The sequence below is a fragment of the Rhodothermus profundi genome, from assembly GCF_900142415.1.
Taxonomy (GTDB): Bacteria; Bacteroidota; Rhodothermia; order Rhodothermales; family Rhodothermaceae; genus Rhodothermus; species Rhodothermus profundi.
Map to the genome: position 1 here is coordinate 251,649 of NZ_FRAU01000002.1, position 18,567 is coordinate 270,215.

General features: G+C 60.4%; 13 protein-coding genes. 6 read left to right on the top strand and 7 right to left on the bottom strand.

The window, feature by feature from the left end; all coding sequences use genetic code 11:
• Position 1 precedes the first annotated feature (1 nt).
• The 4 genes from BUA15_RS04605 (at position 2) to BUA15_RS04620 (ending at position 8,108) form a co-directional block, all read left to right on the top strand.
• Entirely contained in the window at positions 2–1,042 is a 1,041-nt protein-coding gene (locus BUA15_RS04605) for a PorV/PorQ family protein (protein ID WP_245771918.1), read from the top strand.
• Between the two features lie 41 nt (positions 1,043–1,083).
• Positions 1,084–3,138 (top strand): T9SS type A sorting domain-containing protein, encoded by a 2,055-nt coding sequence (locus tag BUA15_RS04610; RefSeq protein ID WP_072714790.1) that lies wholly within the window; start codon positions 1,084–1,086, stop codon positions 3,136–3,138.
• Between the two features lie 144 nt (positions 3,139–3,282).
• Positions 3,283–6,255: an alpha-amylase family glycosyl hydrolase gene (locus BUA15_RS04615; RefSeq protein WP_072714791.1), complete on the top strand. Its 2,973-nt coding sequence runs from the start codon at positions 3,283–3,285 to the stop codon at positions 6,253–6,255.
• The gene (locus BUA15_RS04620; RefSeq protein WP_245771919.1) at positions 6,252–8,108 is read left to right on the top strand and encodes a glycoside hydrolase family 13 protein; all 1,857 of its coding nucleotides are present in this window, start codon (positions 6,252–6,254) and stop codon (positions 8,106–8,108) included. Before BUA15_RS04615 ends, BUA15_RS04620 begins: the two co-directional genes overlap by 4 nt.
• Positions 8,109–8,161: 53 nt before the next feature.
• On the opposite strand, the gene BUA15_RS04625 is transcribed toward BUA15_RS04620, so the two are convergent.
• From BUA15_RS04625 to BUA15_RS04650, 6 genes are all read right to left on the bottom strand, one after another.
• Positions 8,162–9,880, bottom strand: a complete 1,719-nt coding sequence (locus BUA15_RS04625; RefSeq protein ID WP_072714792.1) for a PP2C family protein-serine/threonine phosphatase — start codon at positions 9,878–9,880, stop codon at positions 8,162–8,164.
• Positions 9,877–10,389, bottom strand: coding sequence for a metallophosphoesterase family protein (locus BUA15_RS04630; protein ID WP_072714793.1), 513 nt, complete (start codon positions 10,387–10,389; stop codon positions 9,877–9,879). The genes BUA15_RS04625 and BUA15_RS04630 overlap by 4 nt, the downstream gene beginning before the upstream one ends.
• A gap of 95 nt (positions 10,390–10,484) precedes the next feature.
• The gene (locus BUA15_RS04635; RefSeq protein ID WP_072714794.1) at positions 10,485–11,477 is read right to left on the bottom strand and encodes a hypothetical protein; all 993 of its coding nucleotides are present in this window, start codon (positions 11,475–11,477) and stop codon (positions 10,485–10,487) included.
• 99 nt (positions 11,478–11,576) lie between these two features.
• On the bottom strand, positions 11,577–12,260 hold the full coding sequence (locus tag BUA15_RS04640) for a metal-dependent hydrolase (RefSeq protein WP_072714795.1): 684 nt from the start codon (positions 12,258–12,260) through the stop codon (positions 11,577–11,579).
• 101 nt (positions 12,261–12,361) lie between these two features.
• A complete protein-coding gene (locus BUA15_RS04645) occupies positions 12,362–14,353 on the bottom strand; it encodes an OPT family oligopeptide transporter (RefSeq protein ID WP_072714796.1) in 1,992 nt (663 codons plus the stop codon).
• 4 nt (positions 14,354–14,357) lie between these two features.
• Complete coding sequence (locus BUA15_RS04650; RefSeq protein WP_072714797.1) at positions 14,358–15,995, bottom strand: LamG-like jellyroll fold domain-containing protein; 1,638 nt, start codon at positions 15,993–15,995, stop codon at positions 14,358–14,360.
• 129 nt (positions 15,996–16,124) lie between these two features.
• Here BUA15_RS04650 and BUA15_RS04655 point away from each other — a divergent pair, with 129 nt between their 5' ends.
• Complete coding sequence (locus BUA15_RS04655; RefSeq protein WP_072714798.1) at positions 16,125–17,252, top strand: 6-phosphofructokinase; 1,128 nt, start codon at positions 16,125–16,127, stop codon at positions 17,250–17,252.
• Between the two features lie 33 nt (positions 17,253–17,285).
• The gene (locus tag BUA15_RS04660) at positions 17,286–18,206 is read left to right on the top strand and encodes a complex I NDUFA9 subunit family protein (protein WP_072714799.1); all 921 of its coding nucleotides are present in this window, start codon (positions 17,286–17,288) and stop codon (positions 18,204–18,206) included.
• Here BUA15_RS04660 and BUA15_RS04665 read toward each other — a convergent pair.
• Positions 18,185–18,529 (bottom strand): hypothetical protein, encoded by a 345-nt coding sequence (locus BUA15_RS04665; RefSeq protein WP_072714800.1) that lies wholly within the window; start codon positions 18,527–18,529, stop codon positions 18,185–18,187. The genes BUA15_RS04660 and BUA15_RS04665 overlap by 22 nt on opposite strands.
• Between the last annotated feature and the right edge of the window lie 38 nt (positions 18,530–18,567).

Below are 18,567 nucleotides of genomic sequence, written 5' to 3' on the forward strand. Positions count from 1 at the left end.
TATGCGTGGATATAGATCCATTGGAATGGCTCTCTGGCTCCTGGGGCTGGTCGTCGGACCGGCGCAGGCGCAGTTTGCCAGCCAGACGCGTACGGTCACGCGTGCCGGTACGGCCGCAGCCGAGTTTCTGAGCATTCCGATCGGGGCGCGGGCTACCGCTATGGGCAGTGCCGTCAGCGCAGCTATCGACGACCCGACGGCCATCTACTGGAATCCGGCAGGACTGACTGGGTTGACACGGGGGACGTTTACGGCTGAATACGCGCAGTGGCTGGCGGGCATCTCGGTGAATTACATGGCGGTTGCAGTGCCTCTGGGTGCGGGCGCGGTAGGCGTAGGGGTGACGGCCGTGCGCACGCCCGAAATGGAAGAGACGACCGTTGAGCAACAGGAGGGAACCGGACGCACGTTCACGGCCGCCTCGTACGCCATCGCGCTGAGCTATGCGCGCGCGCTTACCGATCGGTTCTCGGTGGGCGGCTCGGTCAAATACATCACCGAACGCATCTCCTACTCAACCGCCAGTGGACTGGCGCTCGACATCGGGACGCTGTTCGTGACGCCGTTCTGGGGCATTCGCCTGGGGGCGGCCATCACAAACTTCGGTACCAAAATGCGGATGCGCGGTGATGATCTGTTGACGATTGTGGATATTGATCCAAACAGCCGGGGCAACAACATAAGCAACCGGGCAGAGCTGCGCACGGATCCGTTTGATCTGCCACTGACCATGCGCATCGGACTGGCCGGCGAAGTCTGGCAACGTGATGGCTACCGTCTGACGCTGGCCATCGATGCGCTCAGCCCGAGCAACAGCAGTCAGTACGTGAACCTGGGCGCTGAGCTGGGACTGCTGGGTGACCTGATTCTGCTGCGCGGCGGCTACAGCGAACTGTTTCTAACCGACAGCGCCCACACCTTCTCCCTGGGAGGGGGCCTGCGCTACCGGTTCGGCTCCTTCTACGTCACCTTCGACTACGCCTACGAAGGATGGCGCTACTTCAACGGAGTTAACCGCTTTACGCTGATGGTTGGCTTCTAACCATACACTCGACCCCCCACAACCAAACCCATAAACCCGCCATGGTAAGCGCTACCACAAAACTCGGCGGCCGCCTGGGCCTGCTGCTCATGGCAGCGGTGTTGATGGCTGGCCAGGCGCTGGCGCAGCGCACGGTTACGTTGCGCCTGAACACGGCTACGCTGCCCGACACAACGGGCACGGCCGATGGCCTCATCCAGGTACGCGGCCAGATTACGAATCAGAACTGGCCCTTTACGTTGCCGGATGGCAATGTGATCTCCTGGGATGATCAGACCACCCTCAAACCCAGAAATGTAGGCGGGGACTACTGGGAGATCAGTTTCCAGATCCCCGACAACGAAGAGTTGCAGTTCAAATTCTTCTCCACCCAGGCCGATCAGATCCAGGGACTGGGTGGCTGGGAGGACGGCAACAACCATGTGCTGGCTGCCGGCACAGGCGACACGACGCTGGTGCTCCACTTCTTCGAGAAAGGGGGTGATTTTGCCTATGACTGGCGGCCCTGGCAGCAAAAGCCCGATACCATTGCCGTCTGGTTCCGCGTCTACGTGAGCACGGAAGAAGGGGCGGCGGACGGCTACGACCCGAACGCCGATAGCGTCGTGGTGGGCGTGCGGGGCGATCCCCTCAACGGCGCCGGTCCGCTGGACTGGGGATCGACCAAGGTGATTCTTCGGCGCGAATCCAGTGACCAGGCGCAGCCCGGCTATCACCTGTTTTCGGGCGTTGCCTACTACCCGGCCTCGCTGGCAGGGACCGAGCAGCAGTACAAGTTCTTTATCGAGCCCAACGGCTGGGAGGAGGGCAATCTGACCGGGAACCGGTCGTTCATTATCCCCGACAAAGACACGACGCTGCACTGGGTCTACTACGGCAATACCAAACCCGTAGATCTGCTGGGACAGCAGCGGGTAACGGCGCAGGTGATCTTTACGGTGGACATTGATCCGCTGGTGAATGCCGGGTTGTTCGATAAACAGCGGGGCGACACGATCATTGTGCGGGGCGACTTCAACGGATGGGGCAACTGCCTGGACGCCGGGAATCCGGATGACTGCGCGCTGTTCGAGTCGGTGGATCCAACCCAGTACACGACCTCGATTCCGCTCACTTCCTTCCCGAACACAGAGTTCAACTACAAATTCTACGTGGACTATGCGCCCGCGGACTGGCCGGAAGGCTGGGAAGAGCCCCTGGATTACGGAGGCAGCAACCGCCGGTTCATTTTCACGGGTGACGATCCGTTGAACCTGGGCGTCCAGTTCTTCAATGATGTGCGCGCCGGCAACGTGATTCCGCAGGGCACCCAGATCAACGTGACCTTCCAGGTGGACATGAGCCCGGCCCTGAACTTCCAGGTAAAGCGGGCCTTCGATCCGCAAAAAGATAGCGTCTATGTGGTTTTTGAAGACCCGCTCTGGCGGCTGACGCAGGCGCGTCCGCTCGGGCTGAACGATCTGGATCCGCTGCTGCTTTCGGATCCGGATGGCGACCTGATCTACACCGGTACGCTCACGGTCACCGGTCCCACCTACAACGGGATTGGCTTCCGCTATCGCTACGGCAATACCGTGGATGGCTTTGTAGATGAGGGCGACGGCGGTTTTGCCCCGGGCCGGCGGCGCTACCAGTATATCCTGCCCTCGGCGGCCAAGAACTGGCCGACCGACTACACCATGCCGCTGGTGCAATTCCAGGAAAAGGGAGCGCTGCCGTTCGAGTGCAATCCAACCGCCGATGTAGCCTCGCTGCCGCAGGACGTGCAGGATCTCTGCTATCCTGCCGGCACCTCGCCCACGGCTGTCGAGCTGGTGGACGGAACGCGGCCAGAGCAGTTTACGCTGAGCCGTAACTACCCGAACCCATTCTCAGACCGCACGACCTTCGAGTACACGCTGCCCGAAACGCAGCCGGTGCGCGTGCGCGTCTATGACCTGCTGGGCCGGGTGGTGGCTACCCTGGTCGACGAGGTGCAGCCGGCCGGTACGTACCGGGTCGTCTTCCGCGCCGACGGCCTCTCCAGCGGCATTTACGTCTACCGCCTGGAGACCCCGGCGGGCGTCTATGCGCGCAAGATGATGATTGTCCGATGAGTGCGGGCGCGTAAACCGGGCGGAGTCGGAGCAAATGCATTCCATAGGTCCGGCAGCTCCGGCTCCGCCCGCTTTTTAACCAGGGATCGGCATGATCAGGTATTCGATCGGGTGCGCCCGCGCCCCTCAAAATTCAGCGTACTGATGCGCAGGTTGTGGTTTTTCGCTTTACTCCTCTGGAACGGAGTGGCCATTGTTCGGGCCCAGGTCGTCTGGACCGATCCCGCTGTTGTGCGCGTGGATCGACCCGTTACTGTTTACTTCAATGCGAAGGAGGGGACCGGCGGTCTGGCCGGCTACACCGGTGATGTTTATGCCCATACAGGGGTGATCACCAATGAAAGCCGCACGGACACCGACTGGCGCTATGTAAAGGCAGACTGGGGAGAAAACCGGGCGGACATCCGCATGGAGCGCATCGGGGAAGACCTCTATCGGCTGCACATTCCGGATATTCGGGCCTATTACCAGGACTATTCCGGCACGCCACCCTCCAACGCGCCACCATGGGATAACATCTACGACGAGCAAATCCGGAAGCTGGCCTTTGTTTTCCGCAATGCGGATGGCTCGCGGGAAGGCAAGGACGTGGGCGGCCGCGACATTTTTGTGGACGTGGCGCCTCCAGGGGTGGCCGTTACGTTTATGGCCCCAGGCGTGTCGCCGTTGCGACCGCTCATTGCGCCGCGCGATACCAGCGTGGAAGTTGTGGCCGTGGCGGATCCGGGTGCCGGGGCGATGCTGGTGGCTTTCCGGCTGCTGGTCAACGGCCAGGAAGTAGCGCAGACAACCGAGGACACGCTCCGCTACACGCTGACGCTGAATGCGCCCGGTCGCTTCGACGTATGGGCCGTTGCAGAAAATACGCTGGGAGAGGTTGACACGGCAGCTTTTTATGCGGTTCGCAATCCCCCGATCGTTGACCAGCCGCGCCCGCCCGGCATTGAAGATGGCATCACCTACGATCCGAACGATCCCTCCCGCGTCACACTCTCGCTCTACGCGCCCGGCAAGTCGTTTGTCTACGTCATTGGCGACTTCACGAACTGGGAAGTGGACCCCGCCTACTTCATGCGCCGCGATGCCCCGCGGCCCGACAGCGTGCACTGGTGGATTACCATCGAAGGGCTTACGCCCGGTCAGGAATATGCCTTTCAGTACTTCATTGATGGCACGTTGCGTCTGGCCGACCCATTTGCGCACAAGGTGCTCGACCCCTGGCACGATCCGTTCATTCCAGCCAGCACGTATCCCGATTTGAAGCCCTACCCGACGGGCAAGACCGAAGGCATTGTGGCCGTGCTCCAGCCCGGCGCCTCGCCGTACGAATGGCAGGTGACCGATTTCGAGCGACCGCCCGCGCACGAGCTGGTCATCTACAAACTACTCGTGCGCGACTTCATCGCCCGGCATGACTATGCTACGCTGATCGACACGCTTGATTACCTGGAACGTCTGGGCATCAATGCTATTGAGCTAATGCCGGTAGCCGAGTTTGACGGCAACATTAGCTGGGGGTACAATCCGGCTTTTCACCTGGCGCCCGACAAGTACTACGGGCCGGCCAGCGATCTCAAGCGCTTCATTGACGAATGCCACCGCCGGGGCATTGCTGTTATCCTCGATGTGGTCTACAATCACGCAACCGGCAACTCCCCGCTTGTGCAGCTCTACGGTCCTACGCCAGACAATCCCTTCATCAATATTCCTGCTCGCCATCCCTTTAATGTTTTTTACGACTTAAATCACGAGCACCCGTACATCCAGTACTGGCTGGATCGGGCCAATCGCTACTGGCTGGAAGAGTTTCGCGTGGACGGTTTTCGGTTCGATCTGTCCAAGGGCTTTACGCAGAAGGACACCGACAACGATGTGGAGGCCTGGAGCGCCTACGATGCTTCTCGCATCCGGTTGCTCAAGCGCATGGCCGATGCCATCTGGGCCGTCGATTCTACCGCCTACATTATTCTGGAGCACTTTGCAGATAATCAAGAAGAGAAAGAACTGGCCGAACATGGACAGCAGCGCGGTCGCGCCGGCATGCTGCTCTGGCATAATCTGAACCGCGCTTTCAGCCAGAGCGTGATGGGCTACCTGAACGATCCGAACTTTTCCTCCGACCTGACTACGATCTATTACAAGAACCGCGGTTTTCCTACGCCGAACCTGGTGACTTATATGGAGAGCCACGATGAACAGTGGCTGATGTACCGGATGCGGGCCTACGGGGCGCGCCGGGGAGCGTACGATGTGCGCAGCCTGCCGGTCGCGCTTGATCGAATGAAGCTCGCCGGGGCATTTTTCTTCACAGTGCCTGGCCCCAAAATGATCTGGCAGTTTAGCGAGCTGGGCTATGGCTATGGCGAGCGCGGCGAGCAATGCTTGCGAGGAACAGGCGATAGCTGTCCGTCCATTGCGCCGGGCCGCACCGATCCCAAGCCCATCCGATGGGACTATCGCAACGATCCGTTGCGCATGAAGCTCTACAAAACCTGGGCCGAGCTGCTCCGGCTTCGACGCGAGCATGCCGTGTTTCGGAGTCCGGAGACGCGGGTGCGCATGCGCCTGCAGCACGGCAGGCCGGGGCGGTGGATCTCGCTGGAGCATCCGGAACTCAGCGCAGTGGTGGTAGGCAACTTTGGCCTGGAGCCCCTTGTGGTCACGCCTACGTTTCCGCAGACAGGCACCTGGTATGACTACTTCAACGGCGACTCGCTGGGGGTCGACAATCCGGAGACGGCTATCGAGCTTCTTCCCGGCGAGTTCCGGCTGTACACGAACCGGTATATCGGCCGGGCCGAGCCCGGATTGATCACGGTGGGCATTGCGCCGGACGCAACGCCTGCGCCTCCGACCTCGTTGCGTCTGGAAGCCCCCTTTCCGAATCCGTTTCGCACGGCTGTCACGGTGCGCTACACCCTGCCGGCGCCGGCGCATGTGCGAGTGGCGATCTATGATGTGCTGGGGCGCCGCATTGCGCTGCTGGTAGATGGGCTACAGTCGGCCGGCGAACATGTGACCACGTGGAAGCCTACCACCCTGGCGGCCGGCCTGTACCTGGTGCGGCTGGAAGCTGCTGGTCGCTCGGAAACCTACCCGCTGCTCTTTGCACCATGAATGCGCCGTTACATGCCATGTATCAACGCGTTCTGTTGATCTTACTGCTGGCCGGATGTGCGGCCGAGCGCTCAACCGGCCCGCACGTGCCGGACTGGGCAGCCGATGCCGTCTGGTATCAGATTTTTCCTGAGCGATTCTGGAACGGCGACCCCACAAACGATCCCACGCGGGCTTCGCTCGAATATCCACCTGCTCTGCCCGAAGCACCGCCCTCATGGCGGTTGTCGCGCTGGACTGCCGACTGGTACGCGCGCGACGACTGGGAACGGGAGATGGGAGACGACTTCTACGAGAGCTATGCGGTCTTTCACCGACGCTATGGGGGTGATCTGCAGGGCGTAATTGACCGACTCGACTATCTGCAAGAGCTCGGCATTACGGCTATTTACTTCAACCCCGTCTTTTATGCACGCTCGCTGCACAAGTACGACGGGAACACCTTCCACCACATCGACCCGTATTTTGGACCGGATCCGGAGGGCGATCTGGCCCTTATGGCCCAGGAGACCGAGGACCCGAACACCTGGCACTGGACTGCCGCTGATCGGCTGTTTTTGCAACTGATCCAGGAAGCGCACGCTCGGGGCATGCGCATCATCATTGATGGCGTTTTCAACCATACCGGCCGTGACTTTTTTGCCTTTGCCGACCTGCGCCGCCGCCAGCAGGACTCGCCCTACAAGGACTGGTATATCGTCTACAGCTTCGACGATCCAGCGACCCCCGATACCAACGAATTCGACTATGAAGGCTGGTGGGGGGTCAAGACCCTGCCGGTTTTTGCAGACAATGAAGACGGCACCGACCTGCATCCTGGACCCAAGCGCTATATCTTCCACGCTACAGCTCGCTGGATGGACCCCGACGGCGATGGAGACCCGTCTGACGGCATTGATGGCTGGCGGCTGGACGTGACGAACGAGGTACCTGTAGGCTTCTGGGCAGACTGGAACGCCTATGTGCGGGAGCTGAACCCGAACGCCTATACGGTTACCGAACTCTGGCAGGATGCCAGTGAAATGATTGTGCAGGGCGGTTTTTCGGCAACAATGAACTACTTTGCCTTTGCCTTTCCGGTTAAAGCATTTCTGATCGACTTTGGACTGGACGCTTCTGCCTTTGCCCGGCTGCTTGACGAGCGGCGCAACCGGTATCCAGAAGCTGTGCAATATGCCCTGCAGAACCTGATTGACTCACACGACACCGACCGGCTGGCCTCCATGATCGTCAACCGGAACCCGGCCGACGTCCACCAGGATCAGTTTGGCTACGACCGGGACGTCTCGCCGCGTCACAACCCGAGCTACGATGTGCATGCGCCTGATGCTACCGGACGGGCTATCCAGCGGCTAGTGGCGCTTTTCCAGATGACCTACGTGGGCGCACCCATGATCTACTATGGCACGGAAGCCGGAATGTGGGGAGCGGATGACCCAGACGACCGAAAGCCCATGGTCTGGCCCGAGCTGACCTATGCCGACGAAGCCTCTGACCCACTGGGACGACCTCGCCGGCCGGACCCGGTACGGTTCGATAGTTCTCTGTTTCGCTTCTATCAGCAGATCATTGCGCTGCGCAGGCAATCGGCTGCCTTGCGCCGGGGCACGTTTTCGGTGTTGACGGCCGATGGCGGCCTGTTTGTGTTCCGCCGAACGCTCGGCGACGAACAGGTGCTGGTGGCGCTCAATCGTGAGGAAACGGCACGGAAGCTCGCGCTGCCGCTGGCTGAAGCAACGCGCTTCCAGGTTCGCCTGGCGACGGTAGCTGAAGGATATGCGGTGACGTCTGCTGCTGACACGCTCCATCTAACGCTTCCATCGCTGAGTGGCCTGGTGCTGGTGCGAGAGTGAAGCGAGGCCGCCACGATGGCGGCGACCCGCTGCAGGGATGCAGTGGGGAAGCATCAGGAGGGGAGTACCTTCAAAATGACCAGCGTAAAATCGTCGTCGGCATTGGCAGGGCGGTTTGTAAACTGCTCGACGGCCTGTTGCACGGCAGTTACGATAGCGTGAGCGGACTGATGGCGATGAGCTTGCAGACAGGTCAGGAGTCGGTCTTCCCCAAAAGGCTCATGGTGGGGGCCCATTGCTTCGGTGACCCCATCGGTGAAAAGTACGAGCAAATCGCCGGCGTTCAGCGACAACCGTTCGGCTTCGTAGCGAGCCTCTGGTAACACGCCCAGGAGCAGGCCTCCATGGCTTAGCCGTTCCACTTGGCCAGAAGCGCGAAGTAAAAGCGGGGGATTGTGCCCGGCATTCACATAGGTAAGCTGGTGGGTAGAGGGAGTATAGCGAGCTTGAAAGAATGTGATGAACTGGTCGGGTTCGGTGTTATCGCAGATGACCCGGTTGATCTGGGCCGTGCTTTGTTCCAGCGTGCTTTCAAGGGGCAGGAGCACGTGCAGACAGGCCTGCAGGTTGGCCATGAGCAGGGCAGCGGCCATCCCTTTGCCGGCCACGTCGGCAATGGCCAGCCGCAGGCTCCCATCGGATTCATAGAGCACGTCGTAGTAGTCGCCGCCCACATCCTGGCTGGGCAGGGCACATGCGGCCAGTTGCACACCGGGCGCTTCGGGCAACCGTTGCGGCAGCAGGCGCTGCTGGATCTGGCGAGCCCGTTGCAGTTCGCGTTCTAAGTGTTGGCGTTCAATCTGGGCCTCGATCAGAAACGTGTTGCGGATGGCCGAGGCGGCCAGGGTGCCCAGGGCATAGAGAAACTCAATTTCACCCGGACCGTAGGCGGCTCCGTTGATGCGCCGGCCCAGTCCCAGTACGGCTTGCGTAACGCCCTGCTGCCGAATGGGCAGTACCAGATACAGATGAAAGGCGCGCAGCCAGTCCCAGGTAGCAGACGCCTCTTCCAGGAGCAGGGGGTGTTCCAGGCGGCCCAGTTGCGCTGCACGTTCGGGGGGGAGGGTTGCAGGCAGGCCTCGGCTGGCGAGCACTTCAAAGGAGGCGGTTCCATCCGGCGCTTCCACGCGCACCAGGAGCAGATAGCGGTTGATCAGGAGCTGGCCCATTAAGGCCAGCGAAAGCAGATGAGCCAGTCGATCCCGGTCGATGGTAGCATTGAATTCCTGGGACAGCTCAAACAACGTGTCGAGCTGTTGCAATCGAAGGTCAAGGTCTCGGTTGGCCTGTTGCAGCTCTTCAATCAGGAGGGCGTTATGCAGCGCCGCAGCCGAAAGCGTGGCCAGAGCCTGCGCGAATTCCAGTTCCCGTTTTGAGAAAGGCTGGCCTGTTGCCTTGCGGCCCAGCGCAAGGAGGCCCAGCAGCCGATGTCGAAACATCAGGGGAACAACCAGGCATAGCCCGTGCGCGCGTAGTGCGTCAGGTACCTCGGCATCATGGAGCAGATGGTCTGAAGGCGGCAGGGGTAAGTCCAGCGTCGTGCCGGGCGTCAGATCTACGGGGCCTCGCGCATCGGCTACCCGGAAGCGCTGGGCGAGTGGATCAAACAACAACACAGCACCTCGTGTAACCAGCAGCTTGCTGAGCGTTGAAAGCAGCAGGTTGCGCACCACGGCTTCTCGGTCATCCGACGTGCTCAGCAGGCGGCTGGCCTCGTAAAGGGCGCGCAGATCAAAACGGTCGGTGGGTTTGGCTGTCGCGTGATCGCTCATGGCGCCGAGGCTTCAGGGATTTCATCGAGGTGTACCACTTCCGCCTGACGGGTGCGGCCCTGTGCCAGGTGCAAGCGCACGCAGGTTTTGATGCGATGCAAGCCTTCGCGTCCGGCTGCTCCAGGGTTCAGGTACAGCATACCGTTTAGCGACGAAACGCGTTCGATGCGAAGAATATGGCTGTGGCCGCAGATAAACACATCGGGTCGTTGCTGGCGTAGTCGCGAAGCAATGCCGGGCGCCCAGCGTCCGGGGCGCCCTCCGATATGGGTCATCCAGATCCGCACCCCTTCCAGCATGAGCGTAAGCTCTGCGGGAAGGCGCCGGCGCAGCTCAGGCCCGTCAATGTTGCCATAAACGGCATGGACGGGCGCCAGGGTTTTGAGCCGTTCGAGCACGTCAATCGAACCAACGTCGCCGGCATGCAAGATCAGGTCCACATCTGCAAACGCTTCCGGCAGCGCTGGATGGAAAAAGCCATGCGTGTCTGAGAGAATGCCCAGAATCATAACGCCATGCGGCGTGTCACACCGTCGCTGATTGGCAGAGAAAATACGACGCCCGCCGGTGGCATCAAAAATGGAGGGTTCGCAATGGCCAGTCGTCAGCGAAGCGTCAGGCGCAATCCGGCCTGCACCCGCGGCGCAGCTTCTTCCGTTTCAGAGGACCAGAAGAGCAGGGGCAGGCCTACGAACGGCAAAATCTGATAGGAGGGGCGATTGTATTCCAGGCCGCTCTGCACCCAGACAATTCCGCCGGTATACGTGCGCTCCCACGTCGCTGCTGCATCGGCGCTACGCTTGCCAGCCCCTTCAGCCATGGTACGGGTTTCTCGCGCCGATTCGATCAGGTTGTAGTAGCGGGCTGTTCCCGTCAGGCTGACAAAAACATTGCTGCGGGCGGGATTAAGCAGCAATGCGTAACGCACGAGCAGGTGCAGCTCCCATCCAAAGGCTTGCTGATAGGTAATTTCAAAGCGAGGCGGCGGATCGGCGGTTGTGAAAGCAGCATCTGAAGCTGTTTCGGGCTCTTCCAGGGGCGTCCAGCGCTCGTAGCCTGTGCGCACGCGGCGCAGGCCAACGGCGTAGTTGGCTACCACAAACGGCGATAGCAACGATGAGGTAAGAAGAGCCACATCGATTTGAGGAAAACCGAGCATGCCATCCATGGCCGGATCGACAGCCAGTCGGAAGGCATAGCTGTCCTTTTCGGAAGCCTGGTAGAATTTGAGAAGAATCCAATCAATGGCCAGCGTACGGCCAGTAGTTCCGCCACTGGCGTTGAGAACGACGCCGAGATCAAGCTGATCTCCCAGCGCATAGTTCAGGTGGAAGCGCAGCCCTAAAGGCAGGCCGAACAGTCCACTACTGGCTGGGCCACTTTCCTGGCCCAATGTGCGAGCACAGCAGAATAGCTCGGTTCCCACCGCATAGCCATCAAAGAAACTGCGGCGGGCCGTTTCGCTATGATAGAGCCCATCATTGAGCTGAGCGGGCGTCTGCGCTCTGGTCGGATCGCTTAAACCGGCGCCCAGCAGCAGTAACATACTGCCGGTGCGGGCAATCCGACGTAGCGCCTGGAAGCCTGCGCCTCGCATGGTGGGGGATCGATGGTGAAAAATAAACGGTACGGGATCGGACCGTACCTTTCTGTACAATTTAACAATTTAAAAATTATCTGCAAGAAGTCCAGCCTCTTAGAGGGTCAGGCTTTCTCCTGGCTTCATTACCTGCACCTTGAATCCTTCCTGCTCCAGACGCTTGCGGCACTGCTCAATATCGATCTGGATGGGCGGAAACGTGTTGTAGTGGATGGGAATAATCAAGCCAGGTTTGAGCATCCTGGCAGCCCGAACGGCTCCTTCAACGCCCATGGTGAACAGATCGCCTACCGGCATCAGGGCGACGTCAATGTTATAGTCTTCGCCATACCAGGCCATTTCGGCGAAGGGGCACGTGTCGCCCAGGTCATAGATAACCTTTCCTTCGATTTCGAGCAAGTACCCATTGGGGTTACCACCATAGGTGCCATCGGGGAATGAGGAGGAGTGCCGGGCATAGGTCTGCGTCACACGGCCCCACGGAAATTGCCAGGAGCCTCCTGTGTTCATAGGGTGCACGTTGTTGTGCCCATGCTTCTGGGCATACTGAGTGATTTCAAAGTTGGCAATCAGCAGGGCACCGGTGCGGCGTGCAATGTCCAGGGTGTCGCCCCAGTGGTCGCCATGGGCATGCGTCAGTAGAATGACATCAGGCTGCAACTGATCAGGTGTGACTACCCCCTGCGTGTGCGGATTGCCCGTGATAAAGGGGTCGAAAAGGAGCGTGGTCCCGTTTGTCTCAATCTGGAAGGCCGAATGTCCGAAATAGGTGAGCTTCATGGCTATCCCTGGTTTAATTGGACCGGATACGCCTGTCGTAATAAACAAGAAGCCAAGCGTTTTTGCCAGTCGAAGGTACCGGGGTGCTTGTTACGATTCGGCTACGTGCGGGCTACGCGATACAGCCAGTACACAAAGCCAAGGAAAACGAGCACGCCCAGTCCGTGGGCGATGGGCGTAAAGCTGTCAGGTACCAGGCGCAGCACATCGGTGCTCTGGGCCAGCGCAAACGGAATGGCGAGCAGAATGCCCACCAGGGCTTCGCCAGTAATTAATCCGGAAGCGAAGAGCAGTCCGCGCGACGACTCCGACCGTCCGCCCAGGGCGCGCCCGGCTGCGTAGGACACGAGTCCGCCCACGAAGATGGGCACCGACAGCTCCAGGGGCAGGTAAATACCCACGGCAACCGCTAGCACAGGCATTCGGAAACTGCTTCCTCGAGCCTTCAATACCTGATCTGCTGCAATGATCGCAACGGCAATCAGGGCTCCGATACCGATAATTGACCAGTCCAGACTACGGGCGAAGACCCCCTGCGCAACCGACTGCATGAGGCTGGCCTGCGGCGCTGCGAGCATCTGGGAGGGGTCCATGCCCTCTCGGGGAAAGACGCCGCCCAGGCCGTACGCATTGAACAGCAGTTCCAGCACCGGAGCCAGCACCAGCGCAGCGGTTAGCACGCCGATCATTTGCATGATCTGCTGCTTGTAAGGCGTAGCCCCTACCAGATGGCCGGTTTTTAGATCCTGCATGTTATCGCCCGCAATGGCCGCTGCCGAACAGACCACGGCACCGATCAGAATCGCCGTGGCCGCGGCGGCTGTTGCCCGTTCCGGATTGACCTGCAGGTCAAGCTGGCTGCCCAGCAGCACCAGCAAGAGCAAGGAAGCCGTCAGGATGGTCGCAATGGTAACGCCAGAGATTGGATTGTTCGAGGATCCTACCAGACCTGCCATGTAGCCGGCCACGGAGGAGAACAGAAAACCGGCGGTGAGGGCAAACAGGACACCGAAGGCTATCGTGGCCGCATAGGTGTCGTCCGACACGCCCAGATGCGGCTGATCGATCACGTGTAAAAACACGAATACGAGCGGAAGAGCCAGGGCCAGCGTACCTGCCAGCACAAAGTGAATGGGCGTGTCGCGCTCCGTGCGAGGAATGGTGCTCTGGTATCCTTTGCGGGCCTCGCGAACAGCCTGCCAGGAAGCCCGCACGCCATCCCGAATGGGACGGATAAGCGACAGCAGGGCCCACAGGCCTCCTACGGCCATGGCGCCCACGCCCAGGTAGCGGATCTTGGTGCTCCAGATCTGCAGGGCCGCCTCATAGCCTTCGACGCCTTCCGGCAGGCCGTGCAGGGCGGTGTAAATGGGAATGCCGAAAAGCCACGAAATCAGCCCTCCGGCAAAAACAAGCGTCGCAATGCGCAGGCCGACGATGTAGCCTACGCCCAGCAACGCCACACCCAGCTCGCTGCCAAAGCCAAACAGTGCGCGTCCGGCCTGCACAGCTCCTTCCACCGTGCCGGCCAGCACGCGGAAGCCGGTCTGGGCCAGTTTGACCAGGCCACCGGCAATGGCTGCTACCGCAATGTCGCGTACGCCTCGGCCGCCCTCATCGCCTGCAATGAGCACTTCGGCCGTCGCGATGCCTTCGGGAAAGCGCAGTCCCCCTTCCAGGATGAGCGCCCGCCGCAACGGGATTGTAAACAACACGCCCAGCACGCCACCGGCCGCTGCCACGGCAAGGGTGTCGATGTAGGGAAAGCCGCGCCAGTACCCCAGCAGGATCAGAGCGGGCAGGGTAAAAATCACGCCGGCTGCCAGCGACTCCCCGGCTGAAGCAGCCGTCTGCACAATGTTGTTCTCCAAAATGTTGGACCGGCGAAACAGCCGTAGCACCCCCATCGAAATGACAGCAGCCGGAATGGAAGCCGACACGGTCATGCCTACCTTGAGCCCCAGGTAGGCATTTGCTGCTGCCAGCACCGCCGCGAGAATTACGCCCAGAATGAGCGCTTTGACCGTTATTTCCGGAAGCGACCTGTCAGGGGGTATGTAGGGACCCGTTGTAACCGAAGCCGGACGTTCCATAAGCTCAGCGGACCAGGATCATTTTGTGCGTCTGCACGCCTTCGGGCGTTTCCAGGCGAAGAAAATACGTACCGCTGGGTAAATCTGCAGCGTCAAAGATGAGGGTATACTGTCCGGCCGGTTGCAGGGCGTCGATGAGCACGCGCACCTCATGGCCAGAAAGATCCCAGATGGATAACCGAACCGGCATGGGCTGGTGCAGTTCGTACTGAATCGTGGTCCGTCCCTGGAATGGATTGGGGAAATTGCCCAGCAGCAATGCGCGGCTGGGCTGCACCGGTCCCAGCCCCAACTTGAGCACAGCCGAGGGGTAAAGGATATCGTCTTCAAATTTCTGCTGAATGCGATAGTAAAGCACCGGAGCACTGGGAGGAGCAGGATCGCGAAAGCGGTAAGGCAGGCCTTCACAGGCAGCTGGCAACTGCGCAATGGTGGTAAAGGTGCGGCCGTCTGTAGAGCGTTCGACTACAAACGCCTGCGTCTGCCGGTCGGTGCAGATCCAGCTCAGCAGCACGTGCTCTTCGTCGGCGCGCAGCACCCGAAGCTGGCGCAGGGGCTCAAAGAAGAACAGATCGGCGCGGCGGCGGGATAGCCCGTGTTCTGCCTGAAAAGAGGCCGTCTCAAAATCCAGGCGCAGACCCTCAACCGGAGGATCGGGTTGCCGATAGATGCGGCGAATCCAGGTGGCCGACCAGGCACGCCGGTCCAGCACGAGCATGTCCAGGTAGCCTGCAAAGCTTGTGGCGCGTTGGCCTAGACGTCCTCCGATAGTCAGCATTGATGGCGGATTGATGGGGAGAATGTCCGGCGCAAAAAGGGAGTCGGCCGCCAGGCCATCGAGGTAGAGATAGCTCCATCCTGAGAGGGGATCATACGTTAGCGCGATGTGGTGCCAGCTACCATCTGCGACAGGACGAGGTGTAATCAGCGCTTGATGCAATCCGGGGCGGCCTCGGTAAGCCCGCAGAAAGCCTGCCGCGTCCAGCACCAGTTCCAGCGGATAGCTTTGCTGCTCGTCGCCACTCCAGGTAGAGAGCACCACAGCATTACGCGTAGTGCTTTTGAGCCAGAGAGCCAGCGTGAACGGATGCTGCAGGTCCAGCCGGTGCAGCAGCGAGTCGGTTACCGGTAACGGGCGGGCGCCCGTCTGCACTTCCAGTACATAGTTGCGAGGGTTTTCAGTGTCAGCGGATTGCACGAAAAGCGGACGGCGTTGCGTGCTGGCAGGGCGTGGCACCGGGTGCTTTGAGGAGATATCGGCTGAAGCAAGCGGGGTGAGCTGCCAGAACGCAAGGCCCGAACCCGCCGGGGTAACCGTGATGCAAAGCATCACGGCCTCGCGAATTGGCTGCGCGGGTTGAAGATAAAACCGCCCCTGCGCGAGCGTATCAATGCGCAGCACGACAGGAGGACGACCCGTGCGCACGGCCCAGGCCTGATGCACAGACCAGTCAGCGGGCACTTCCAGTTCGACGCCATGAAACGGCTCCTGGGCTTCCCAGCGGGCAAATAGATTCGCTGGCTGCCCGGCCCGCAGCCGCTCACCGCTCCAGAGCGCTTGCAATTGCGCCCGCGCTGCGCCTGCGCGCAGACAGGACATCAGCAGCACGGCCCATACCAGAATACGCGCCCGCCTTTCCATAGAGAAGCGCCGGCGGAGCGGCGATTGGTGGGGAATCTGTTTACTAATCCGAAAAGATAGGCGCGGACCCTTCCTCTGTCAAATGGGGTTGACATGCAAAACGCTCGAAACCAGTCCGTTTCTTTTCCTATGGCTCGACGATTACGAATCGGCTTGCTGACCGGCGGAGGCGATTGCCCGGGGATGAATGCGGTCATCCGGGCTGTTACCAAAAGCCTGATTCTGCAGGCTAATGCCGAGGTAATTGGCTTTGAAGATGGATATGAAGGGCTCATTGAAGGACGCTTCCGAACGCTTGAGTACCGGGACGTAAGCGGCATTCTGACGCGAGGGGGCACCATTCTCGGAACAAGCAATCGGGCTAATCCCTTCCGCTACTACCGGCGCGGTGAAGCCGATGTATCGGCAGAGGTTATTGCGCTGTATCGTGAGCTGGAGCTGGACGGCATTGTGGTGATTGGAGGAGATGGGACAATGACGATCGCCCATGGACTTTCAGAGCGGGGACTGCGTTTTATCGGGGTGCCTAAAACGATTGATAATGACCTCTGGGGCACCGAGCGCACGTTCGGGTTCGACACGGCCGTGCATATTGCTGCCGAGGCCATTGACCGGCTGCATACCACAGCGCAAAGCCATCACCGCGTGATGATCTGCGAAACCATGGGGCGATACGCAGGCTGGATCGCTCTGTATGCTGGTGTGGCGGCCGGGGCCGACGTCATTCTGATTCCGGAGTTGCCTTTTGATGTGGAAGTGGTGGCAGAGGTATGCCGCGAACGGGAAAGCGATGGGCGACGCTTTACGATCATTGTGGTCGCCGAGGGCGCTCGGCCGGAAGGAGGGACGTTCCATGTGCGGGAGCATGTCCCTGAAAGCCCTGATCCTATCCGGTTGGGCGGCATTGGCTATGAACTGGAACGCCAGCTTCGCGACCGGCTGCGTAGTGAAGTCCGAACGACGGTACTGGGCCATGTGCAGCGGGGAGGCACGCCTACAGCGTACGACCGAAATCTGGCCTCGGCGTTTGGCGCCTATGCAGCGGCTATGGTACGGGCCGAACAGTACGGATGTATGGTAGCGCTTCGAGATGGGCGATTGACGGCTGTGCCGCTGGCGGAAGTGGCCGGACGCACGCGCACGGTGCCACGCAATGCGCCCATGCTGGGAGCCGCCCTGGCCGTAGGAACCTCCCTGGGCGTTCGAACGCTGAGTTCGCCCCTGGTGGGAGATGCCCCAACGATGCCGCTGGCGTAAACCACCACTGCGGCACAACCCTGCGTTTGCCCTATGAAAGTCTATCTAACCGGAGCTACCGGGTTTGTCGGACGCTATGTTCTGCGGGCGCTGCGAACGGCAGGACATCAGGTCCGCTGCCTGGTTCGACAACCCGACCGACCGCTTCCTGTTGAGGATGAAGGAGTCGAAAAAGTCGCCGGAGATTTGCTCCGGCCGGAGACGTTCGCAGGTACGCTTGAAGGCTGTGAGGCCGTTGTGCACCTGGTGGGTATCATTGCCGAAAAGCCTCGGCAGGGGATTACGTTCGATGCAGTGCATCGCCGGGGAACGTTGCACATCGTAGAAGCCGCTCAACAGGCAGGTATTGCACGCTTTATCCATATGAGCGCCAACGGCGCTCGCCCCGACGGCATAACCGCCTATCAGACAAGCAAGTGGGAAGCTGAAGAGATTGTGCGGCGGGCTGGCTTTGCACACTGGACTATCTTTCGACCGTCGGTCATCTTTGGGGACCCCCAGGGCGCTCCTATGGAATTTGTTACGCAACTGGCTCGTCGGCTTGTCCGGCCCTTTCCTGTTTTGCCTGTGTTTGGGGACGGTCGGTACCAACTGCAGCCCGTAGCTGTCGACGTGGTAGCCAGTGCCTTCGCGCAGGCGCTAACCAGAGAAGCAGCGCACGGGCAGACCTACTGTGTGGCCGGGCCCGGCCCGCTGTCCTACGATGAAATTCTGGACATAATTGCCCGGGCGCTTCGCGGAAAACCCCGGCCCAAGCTACATGTGCCGCTGGCGCCCATACAGGTATTGGTCAACACGCTGGGACGCGTAGGTCTGCTGCCGATTACGCCGGAGCAGCTCGCCATGCTCGTTGAGGGCAATACGTGTGATCCTACGGCTTTTTATCGCGACTTCGAAGTTCCACAGATCCCCTTTACGCCGGAAACCATTGCCTACGTGCGTCGCGTCGCTTGAAGCCGGCGCCAGTGCGTCCGATAGATCAGGCCGGCAAGCAGCACCAGCACAAGGTTAATCAGCAAGCCCCGAAGCGCCCGCCGCCGCATGCGGAGCTGTTCGGTCTGCTGCCATGCCTGCTCGTAAAGCAGGGGCGTTCTGGTCGCAGGCAGCGCATGGGTTGTATCGGAAGCGACAGGGGCAGGCCCGAGGATGGGGGGCGGATCGGGCAGCAACAACTCTACCCCATGGCGCACGCTCTGCACGCTGCCTACAATCAGGAGAATCAGGGTGACCAGACACACCAGCGACAGGTACAATTCGCGAAGATCCAGTGTAGCCATGAGCCGCTTAGCATTCTGAGACGCGCCAAAAGATAGCC

Bases quoted from the DNA above. Each gene is read 5' to 3' on its own strand.
- BUA15_RS04605 (WP_245771918.1), top strand. From the start codon at position 2: ATGCGTGGATATAGATCCATTGGAATGGCTCTCTGGCTCCTGGGGCTG.
- BUA15_RS04610 (WP_072714790.1), top strand. From the start codon at position 1,084: ATGGTAAGCGCTACCACAAAACTCGGCGGCCGCCTGGGCCTGCTGCTC.
- BUA15_RS04615 (WP_072714791.1), top strand. From the start codon at position 3,283: ATGCGCAGGTTGTGGTTTTTCGCTTTACTCCTCTGGAACGGAGTGGCC.
- BUA15_RS04620 (WP_245771919.1), top strand. From the start codon at position 6,252: ATGAATGCGCCGTTACATGCCATGTATCAACGCGTTCTGTTGATCTTA.
- BUA15_RS04625 (WP_072714792.1), bottom strand. From the start codon at position 9,880: ATGAGCGATCACGCGACAGCCAAACCCACCGACCGTTTTGATCTGCGC.
- BUA15_RS04630 (WP_072714793.1), bottom strand. From the start codon at position 10,389: ATGATTCTGGGCATTCTCTCAGACACGCATGGCTTTTTCCATCCAGCG.
- BUA15_RS04635 (WP_072714794.1), bottom strand. From the start codon at position 11,477: ATGCGAGGCGCAGGCTTCCAGGCGCTACGTCGGATTGCCCGCACCGGC.
- BUA15_RS04640 (WP_072714795.1), bottom strand. From the start codon at position 12,260: ATGAAGCTCACCTATTTCGGACATTCGGCCTTCCAGATTGAGACAAAC.
- BUA15_RS04645 (WP_072714796.1), bottom strand. From the start codon at position 14,353: ATGGAACGTCCGGCTTCGGTTACAACGGGTCCCTACATACCCCCTGAC.
- BUA15_RS04650 (WP_072714797.1), bottom strand. From the start codon at position 15,995: ATGGAAAGGCGGGCGCGTATTCTGGTATGGGCCGTGCTGCTGATGTCC.
- BUA15_RS04655 (WP_072714798.1), top strand. From the start codon at position 16,125: ATGGCTCGACGATTACGAATCGGCTTGCTGACCGGCGGAGGCGATTGC.
- BUA15_RS04660 (WP_072714799.1), top strand. From the start codon at position 17,286: ATGAAAGTCTATCTAACCGGAGCTACCGGGTTTGTCGGACGCTATGTT.
- BUA15_RS04665 (WP_072714800.1), bottom strand. From the start codon at position 18,529: ATGGCTACACTGGATCTTCGCGAATTGTACCTGTCGCTGGTGTGTCTG.